This window comes from Geobacter sp. (assembly GCF_027327745.1).
In the GTDB taxonomy this organism is placed as follows: Bacteria; Desulfobacterota; Desulfuromonadia; order Geobacterales; family Geobacteraceae; genus Geobacter.
This window is the reverse complement of sequence record NZ_DAHVYG010000075.1, coordinates 1-6,749: the sequence shown is the minus strand read 5'-3', so window position 1 is coordinate 6,749 and position 6,749 is coordinate 1. Positions and strand designations below refer to the sequence as shown.

Genomic DNA, 6,749 nt, shown 5'->3' with positions numbered 1-6,749 from the left:
TTCCGGACCCGCGACATCTTCCAACAGAAGCCGGGCGAGAAGCTGGTGAACACCAAAGAGATGGGCGACGCGATCATCGCGGCCCTGTAGCTATTTGACTCCAGGAAAGGAACTCCTTCTATGAAAGTCGGAATCGTCGGTTGGCGCGGCATGGTCGGTTCGGTTCTCCTCCAGCGGATGGTGGAGGAGGGGGATTTTGCCATCGGGATCGAGCCGGTCTTCTTCTCCACCTCCCAGGCGGGGCAGCCCGCCCCCATGAACGCCGGGACCCTGAAGGACGCCGCAGACATCGCCGAGCTGAAGAAACTCGACGTGATCATCACCTGCCAGGGGGGGGACTACACGAAGAGCGTCCATCCGGAGCTCCGCAAGCAGGGATGGCAGGGGTACTGGATCGACGCCGCCTCCACCCTCCGGATGGAGCCGGACGCCGTCATCATCCTCGATCCGGTGAACCGCAACGTCATCGACGCGGCCCTGGCCAAGGGACAGAAGGACTTCATCGGCGGCAACTGCACCGTGAGCCTCATGCTGATGGCCCTGGGGGGGCTCTTCCGGGCCGGGCTCGTGGAGTGGCTCTCCTCCATGACCTACCAGGCCGCCTCCGGCGCCGGCGCCCCCAACATGCGGGAGCTCCTCTCCCAGATGGGGGTTCTCCACGGCTCCGTGGCCGAGCTTCTGAAGAACCCCGGCTCCGCCATCCTGGAGATCGATCGGAAGGTTACGGAGGAGCTCCGCGGCGCCGCCCTCCCGAAGAAGGAGTTCGGTGCTCCCCTGGCCGGCAACGTCCTCCCCTGGATCGACCGGGAGGTGGAGGACGGCCAGAGCCGCGAGGAGTGGAAGGGGTTCGCCGAGACCAACAAGATCCTCGGCACCACGACGCCGATCCCGGTGGACGGCATCTGCGTGCGGGTCGGTGCCATGCGCTGCCACAGCCAGGCCCTCACCATCAAGCTGAACAGGGACGTGCCGCTCTCCGACATCGAGGAACTGATCAAGAACGACAACCAGTGGGTCAAGTTCGTCCCCAACACCAAGGTCGAGACCCTGGCGGAGCTTACCCCCGCCGCCGTCTCCGGGCTCCTGACGGTTCCCGTCGGCCGGCTTCGCAAGATGAAGATGGGGCCCCAGTACCTCCAGGCCTTCACCTGCGGCGATCAGCTCCTGTGGGGGGCCGCCGAGCCCCTGCGCCGCATGCTTCGCATCCTGGCGGAGAAGTAAGGGCGACGATTGCCGAACGTGCAGGATATCCGAGCCCCCGGAGTTTTCCGGGGGTCTTCTTTTTTGTCGGACACCGCTCTTCATGCGACAGATCAAGCTTGTAGTCGAATACGACGGAACCGGCTATGCCGGCTGGCAGCTGCAGCCCAACGGGGTCTCCATCCAGGAGACGATGGAAAGGGCGCTGGCGACCATGCTCAAGGTGCCGGTGCGTCTCCATTCTTCGGGGCGCACTGATGCCGGCGTCCATGCCCGCGGGATGGTGGCGGCGTTCAAGACCGACACCGCGGTGCCGCTCCGGGCCTTCTCCGAAGGTCTCAATGCCCTCCTTCCCCCGGACATTGCCGTCTCCTCCGCCGAGGAGGTGCCGCTGGAATTCCATCCCCGCTTCGACGCCCGGGGCAAGCACTACCGCTACAGCATCTACCGCGGGGAGCGCCGCTCGCCCCTTGCCCGCCTGTGGGCGTGGCATGTTCGCACTCCTCTGGATCTGGCTCTGATGCGGGAGGCGGCAGAACTGATGGTCGGCGAGCACGATTTCGCTTCTTTCCGGACCGCGGGGTGTGCGGCGAAAACCACGGTGCGCCGCATCGATGCCGTCGATATTGTCGAGGAGGGGGATTTTCTCCGCATCGATGTCCGTGGCTCCGGGTTTCTACGCAACATGGTGCGGATGATGGCGGGGACCCTGGTGGAGGTGGGGCGGGGACGGCGGACCCCCCGCGACGTCGCGCTCCTCCTCTCCCGCCCCGGGAGCACGCCGGCGGGACCTACCGCACCCCCTCACGGTCTCTGTCTCCATGAGGTTTACTACTGATTCTTGGTGGCAAATTTTTTCTTGACAGCGAGGTTCACGCATAGTACCATCCGTCCTTCGCTGAGAAGAGCGTTCACTATTTATTCCATCCAGCGTGCGAGGGTTCGATGAAAACGACGAAGGTTGCAAAGAAGGAAGAAGTGACCAGGGAGTGGTTCCTGGTTGATGCCGATAGCAAGGTCCTCGGTCGCGTGGCCACCGAGATCGCCAACATCCTCCGCGGGAAGAAGAAGCCGACCTATACCCCGAGCGTCGACACCGGTGATTTCGTCATTGTCGTCAACGCTGAGAAGATCGCCCTGACCGGCAACAAGATGACCGACAAGATCTACTACAGCCACTCCGGGTTCCCCGGCGGGCTCAAGGAGATCGCGGCCGGCAAGCTCCTCGAGAAGAAGCCCGAGGAGGTCATCCGCAAGGCGGTCAAGGGGATGCTTCCCAAGAACAAGCTTGCCCGTCACATGCTCAAGAAACTCAAGGTCTATGCCGGCGGCGAGCATCCGCACGGGGCTCAGCAGCCCAAGGTTCTCGACATCTAATCGGATCACGAACAACGATCAGGAGATAACGAATGGCAGGTATCAGCTATTACGGAACGGGTAAGAGGAAGTCGTCGGTTGCCAGGGTCTGGCTGCGGCCGGGGACCTGGAAGATCGTCATTAACAACAAGACCATCGACCAGTATTTCGGGCGCGAGACCTCCAAGATGATCGTCAAGCAGCCGCTGGAGCTGGTCGAGAAGGTCGGCGAGTTCGACATCTACGTGAACGTCCGCGGCGGCGGCGATTCCGGTCAGGCCGGCGCCATCAAGCACGGCATTACCAAGGCCCTTCTCGGGGCTGACGGCGCCCTGCGCGGCACGCTCAAGAAGGCCGGGTTCATCACCCGCGATTCCCGCATCAAGGAGCGCAAGAAGTACGGCAAAGCGGCTGCCCGCCGGAGCTTCCAGTTCTCCAAGCGTTAATTGGTTGTCCGTTGTTCTGTTATTGCAGGGGGAAATCCGTTCCGGGTTTCCCCTTCTGCGTTCGTGGCCCAGGTCGGCCGCGGTGCTGAAAATACCGGGCAGGGAGGATTTGTCGCATGCTGAAAGTTGCCGTGGTGGGCGCGAGTGGCTACACGGGTGTGGAGCTATTGAGGCTCCTTCACTCCCATCCGGAGGTTGCCGTCACCTGCATCACCTCCGAACAGAGCGCAGGGAAGCCGGTCGCCGACGTTTTCCCGACCTTGCGGAAGCGTTACGGCCAGATCCTCGAAAATCTGGAGCCGGTCCGGGTAGCCGATAAAGCTGATTTCATCTTTACGGCGCTCCCGCACAAGGCGGCCATGGAGGTGGTTCCGACGTTTCTGAGGCTCGGGAAGCGGATCGTGGATCTGTCTGCCGATTACCGCTTTCACGATGCCGCGGTATATGAGGAGTGGTACGAACCCCACATGAATCCCGAGCTTCTTTCCGAGGCGGTCTACGGGCTTCCCGAGGTGCGGCGCGACAGGATCGTCGGGGCGCGGCTCGTGGGAAATCCCGGCTGTTACCCGACCAGCGTCATCCTGGCGCTCCAGCCGCTGCTCCGCAACGGGCTCATCGACCCCGCTACGATCATTGCCGACTCCAAGTCGGGCGTTTCCGGGGCCGGACGCGGGGCCAAGGTAGACAATCTGTACTGCGAAGTGAACGAGGGGTTCAAGGCCTACGGCGTGGGGGGCGTCCACCGTCACACCCCCGAGATCGAGCAGGAGCTGTCGCTTCTCGCCGGCGCCAAGGTGACGATCTCCTTTACCCCCCATCTCGTGCCGATGGATCGGGGGATCCTCTCCACCGTGTATGCCAGGCTGACGACCGCAAAGAGCGGGGCAGAGCTTGCCGCCCTCTTTGCCGACTATTACGGGGGGGAGCAGTTTGTCCGCATGCTCCCGTCCGGGAGTTATCCTTCCACCGCCCACGTGCGGGGGGCGAACTTCTGTGATCTCGGCGTCGCGGTCGACGGGCGGACGGGGCGGGTCATCGTCGTGTCGGCCATCGACAACCTGGTGAAGGGGGCCGCCGGGCAGGCCGTGCAGAACATGAACATCATGTGCGGGTTCCCCGAGGGGCTGGGGCTCGAAGGGCTGCCGTTCTTTCCGTAAGGTGACCATGGCGTTTCTCCCCCTCACAAAAGAAGAAGCGGCCGCCCGGGGCTGGCGCGAGCTCGATGTGATCTTTGTCACGGGGGACGCCTACATCGATCACCCTGCGTTCGGGGTGCCGCTTCTGGCCCGCTGGCTCGAGTTCCACGGTTTCCGGGTCGGGATCATCGCGCAGCCGGACTGGCGATCCCGGGAGCTGTTCCTGGCGCTCGGCCGGCCGCGGCTCTTCTTTGCCGTTTCCGCCGGCGCCATGGACTCAATGGTTGCCCACTACACCCCGGCCCGAAAGCTCCGCCACGACGACGCCTACACACCGGGAAACCGTCATGGCGCGCGCCCGAACCGGGCCACCATCGTCTACACGTCCCGGCTGAAGGAGTGCTTCCGTGATGTGCCGGTGGTGATCGGCGGCATTGAGGCGTCGCTGAGGCGTCATGCCCACTACGACTATTGGGAAGACAAGGTCCGGCGCTCCCTGCTGGTCGATGCCAAGGCCGACCTCCTCGTGTTCGGCATGGGGGAGCGACCCCTCCTCGAAGTTGCACAGCGGCTGCGTAGCGGCGAGCCCTTTTCGGCCCTGACGGATATCCGCGGCACTGCCCTGATGGCACGGGAGGCCGGGGCCGATGCCGTCGTACTTCCTTCCTTCGAGGCGGTGGCGGCGGACCGGCTGCGTTATGCCGAGGCCTTCCGGCTTGCCGCGGACGAAACCAACCCGTTCTGCGCGCGGGCGGTTGCCCAGCGTCACGGAGAGCGCTACGTGGTCTGCAACCCGCCGGCGCTGCCACTTTCGGAGGCCGAGATGGATGCGCTCTATGCGCTTCCTTTCGCCCGTGCTCCCCATCCATCGTACAAGGAGACGATCCCTGCCTACGAGCAGATCAAGGCATCGGTGACCACCCACCGGGGGTGCTTCGGGGGATGTTCGTTCTGCGCCATTACCCACCATCAGGGGAAGTTCATTCAGTCACGCAGCGAGTCGTCCATTGCGGGCGAAATTGAGCGGATGGTACGGATGCCATGGTTCAGGGGGAGCGTCTCCGACGTAGGGGGGGCGACCGCAAACATGTACGGCTTGGGCTGCGGACATACCGACGCCGGAGCCAGTTGTCGGAAAGAAAGCTGTCTGTATCCCCGTCCCTGCCGGCACCTCGTGACGTCGGACAGGCGTGCCGCCGCTCTGCTCAGGCGCGTGAGGGGTATCCGGGGTGTCACGCATGCGGCGGTCTCCTCCGGTGTTCGATACGATCTGTTGGAGCGCCAGCCACGGTACCTCGAACAGTTGCTTGCCCACCACGTAGGGGGGCGGCTCAAGGTGGCGCCGGAGCATGTGGTTGGGCGCGTCACCAACCTTATGCACAAACCGGGTGCTGAACTGTTCGAGCGCTTTCTTTCGCTCTTCCTGCGCGAGAGCGCGCGTCTCGGCAAACGGCAGTTTGTGGTTCCGTATCTCATCTCCGGGCATCCCGGCTGTACGCTAGAAGATATGGTGGAGTTGGCACTTTTTCTCAAAAAACATGGTTTGCGGGTAGAGCAAGTACAGGATTTCACACCCACTCCCGGAAGCCTGTCTACTTGCATGTATTACTCGGGGATTGATCCGGCGACGGGGCGGAAGGTTCATGTCGCCAGAAGCGACCGGGAGAAGCTGCTGCAAAAGGCGCTCCTTCTCTGGCATCAGCCGAACGAGTGGCGCCATCTCCTTGAGGCGTTGCGGAGCTGCGGCAAAGAGGATGTTGCCCGGCTGTTGCTGTCGGACGAGAGATATGAGTCCCCTGCTCGCACCGATACTCGACGACGGTTGAGGCGCGGAAAATGATGAGCGGAAGCTTGTAGTGGGCAAAAAGCTTGACAATAGCCACATCGTGTATTATATAAATTTCTTCGCTTTGCGAAAAAAGCTTGACCGGACCGGAAAAAGCAGGTATTAAACTTTTCCGCGCTGGCGTAGCTCAATTGGTAGAGCAGCTGACTTGTAATCAGCAGGTTGCGGGTTCAAGTCCTGTCGCCAGCTCCATAGCAAAGGCCTCTTCAATTGGAGGGATTCCCGAGCGGCCAAAGGGAACAGACTGTAAATCTGTCGTCGAACGACTTCGGAGGTTCGAATCCTCCTCCCTCCACCATAAAAACCTTCAGGGGTTTCGCGCGCATTGCCGATGTCCAGGAGACGCTAACGGTCGATTGGACTGGGCGCGGCGGGTTCGCGAGGCTTCGCAATGCTTCTACGTGTTTTGGCGGGAGTAGCTCAGTTGGCTAGAGCATCAGCCTTCCAAGCTGAGGGTCGCGGGTTCGAGTCCCGTTTCCCGCTCCAAACATTCGTTAAGCCCACATAGCTCAGGAGGTAGAGCACTTCCTTGGTAAGGAAGAGGTCACCGGTTCGAGTCCGGTTGTGGGCTCCATTTTTTCCGTTACACAGCAGACGAGAAGCAATTCTCGAAAATGATTGTCCGGGAGGAAATCCTACATGGCAAAGGCAAAATTCGAGAGGAAGAAACCGCACGTCAACATAGGGACGATTGGTCACGTAGACCACGGCAAGACCACGCTGACCGCGGCCATCACCAAGGTTCTGGCAGAGCGCGGTCAGGCC

Annotated in this window: 7 protein-coding genes and 4 tRNA genes; all 11 read left to right on the top strand. The window is 62.2% G+C overall.

Features of this window, described 5'->3' with window-relative positions:
- Positions 1–120 precede the first annotated feature (120 nt).
- On the top strand, positions 121–1,221 hold the full coding sequence (asd, locus tag M6689_RS13815; protein WP_298272854.1) for an aspartate-semialdehyde dehydrogenase: 1,101 nt from the start codon (positions 121–123) through the stop codon (positions 1,219–1,221).
- A gap of 82 nt (positions 1,222–1,303) precedes the next feature.
- Complete coding sequence (gene truA, locus M6689_RS13810; RefSeq protein WP_298272852.1) at positions 1,304–2,038, top strand: tRNA pseudouridine(38-40) synthase TruA; 735 nt, start codon at positions 1,304–1,306, stop codon at positions 2,036–2,038.
- A 107-nt stretch (positions 2,039–2,145) separates the two neighbouring features.
- Positions 2,146–2,577 (top strand): 50S ribosomal protein L13, encoded by a 432-nt coding sequence (gene rplM / locus M6689_RS13805; protein ID WP_298272849.1) that lies wholly within the window; start codon positions 2,146–2,148, stop codon positions 2,575–2,577.
- Positions 2,578–2,609: 32 nt separating this feature from the next.
- Positions 2,610–3,002, top strand: a complete 393-nt coding sequence (gene rpsI / locus M6689_RS13800; protein WP_298272847.1) for a 30S ribosomal protein S9 — start codon at positions 2,610–2,612, stop codon at positions 3,000–3,002.
- A gap of 116 nt (positions 3,003–3,118) precedes the next feature.
- Positions 3,119–4,159 carry an N-acetyl-gamma-glutamyl-phosphate reductase gene (gene argC, locus M6689_RS13795; protein ID WP_298272845.1) on the top strand — a complete coding sequence of 347 codons (1,041 nt, stop codon included), beginning with the start codon at positions 3,119–3,121 and terminating at the stop codon, positions 4,157–4,159.
- Positions 4,160–4,166: 7 nt separating this feature from the next.
- Positions 4,167–5,978, top strand: a complete 1,812-nt coding sequence (locus M6689_RS13790; RefSeq protein ID WP_298272843.1) for a YgiQ family radical SAM protein — start codon at positions 4,167–4,169, stop codon at positions 5,976–5,978.
- A gap of 122 nt (positions 5,979–6,100) precedes the next feature.
- Positions 6,101–6,176 (top strand) — tRNA-Thr (locus M6689_RS13785).
- Between the two features lie 20 nt (positions 6,177–6,196).
- Positions 6,197–6,282 (top strand) — tRNA-Tyr (locus tag M6689_RS13780).
- Positions 6,283–6,393: 111 nt separating this feature from the next.
- Positions 6,394–6,470: transfer RNA gene (locus M6689_RS13775), tRNA-Gly, on the top strand.
- Positions 6,471–6,482: 12 nt separating this feature from the next.
- Positions 6,483–6,558, top strand: a tRNA-Thr gene (locus tag M6689_RS13770).
- A gap of 65 nt (positions 6,559–6,623) precedes the next feature.
- Positions 6,624–6,749: GTP-binding protein (locus M6689_RS13765; RefSeq protein WP_298272857.1), on the top strand; the 126-nt coding region annotated here is incomplete at its 3' end.